Source organism: Acinetobacter sp. YH16032 (assembly GCF_013417345.1).
Classification (GTDB): Bacteria; Pseudomonadota; Gammaproteobacteria; order Pseudomonadales; family Moraxellaceae; genus Acinetobacter.
The window spans coordinates 1-1,046 of record NZ_VPEE01000176.1 but is presented as its reverse complement, the minus strand read 5'-3'; the positions used below and the strand labels follow the sequence as shown (position 1 = coordinate 1,046).

2 protein-coding genes are annotated in these 1,046 nt (G+C 33.8%); both read left to right on the top strand.

The window, feature by feature from the left end; translation table 11 throughout:
* Positions 1-162: 162 nt before the first annotated feature.
* Complete coding sequence (locus FTV32_RS17265) at positions 163-480, top strand: DUF2523 domain-containing protein (RefSeq protein ID WP_218945217.1); 318 nt, start codon at positions 163-165, stop codon at positions 478-480.
* Positions 481-703: 223 nt separating this feature from the next.
* A complete protein-coding gene (locus FTV32_RS17260) occupies positions 704-940 on the top strand; it encodes a hypothetical protein (protein ID WP_179991775.1) in 237 nt (78 codons plus the stop codon).
* The last annotated feature ends 106 nt before the right edge of the window (positions 941-1,046 follow it).

The window sequence follows — 1,046 nt, the reverse complement described above, 5'->3', positions numbered from 1 at the left end:
TTAGGGTGCTTTTAGTGCTCTAGGGTGAGTATTCCCTGATCTTCTCCAACTCCCACCATAATGATAAAATCACTTACTATTAAAATTGTTAAAAAACAAATATATAAATAGAAATTTGATATAATTTACCTATAAATTTTTAATACAAAAATAGGTTTTTTTATGGCTATAAATATTCCTTTGATGATTCTTTCTAGAGTTGTTCTTAGTGTTGTTGGCAAGCTTGTTGTAGGTGTTACGGTTGCAGGTCTTACTTATGCTTTTTTAAATAATACTGTTCTCCCTGTCATACATCGCATTGAGTCTGCCATTCTTTCTCAATTATCTTCGCTTTCTTCTGTTGGTGGTCCAGTTGGTGAGTTTGTTGCTTATTTAGATTTCCCACATGCTATGTCAATTATTCTTGCTACTTCTGCTGCCTGTACTTCAATTAAGTTAATGGCTATCGCTGTTCGAGCTTTTGGTATTAATACTGGTTAAGTGGTAGGTAGTAGTAGGCGCAGGCAGGAACTTGTTCCGCCGCGACTACTGCTTGAAAGAGTCCACGTTTTCTAATGGTGGACTCTAGTCCTATATTTAGGAAAAGATGCATTCTGTTCTAATAAAAACAATAACTTATAATTTTAATAAAAATATAACTTGCCTTTAAAGTAATTACTTGGTAATTTCTCAGTACTTCCTAAGTAACTACTAGGTGAATGATTTGGATGACAATGACGCTTTAGATAACTTAAAACGTATGCAAGCAAGTGTTGATCATAAAAGATTACTTGTTGAAGAGATTGAGCAATCTCTTTCTAATTTGGATACGACTATGAATTTTAAGGTTAACAGTCTCTTAAAGTCTGAATTTGATAAGCTTTGTAAAAAATCTCATTCTAATTCTAGTCGTGAAATTAAACTTTTTATGCTTCGTTCTGTTCGTCAGGGGCGTATTTAATCGCTGAAACATCGGACTGCAATCCTTTGTTTCAGCTAAACACAACGATCTATTTGGGAGATCCTCATGTCTGTTTCAAATCTTAATGTTTTAGAGCTTTTAGGCA

What these genes read in the sequence shown, in the direction of transcription:
- FTV32_RS17265 (WP_218945217.1), top strand. Translation starts at nt 163, where the DNA reads ATGGCTATAAATATTCCTTTGATGATTCTTTCTAGAGTTGTTCTTAGT.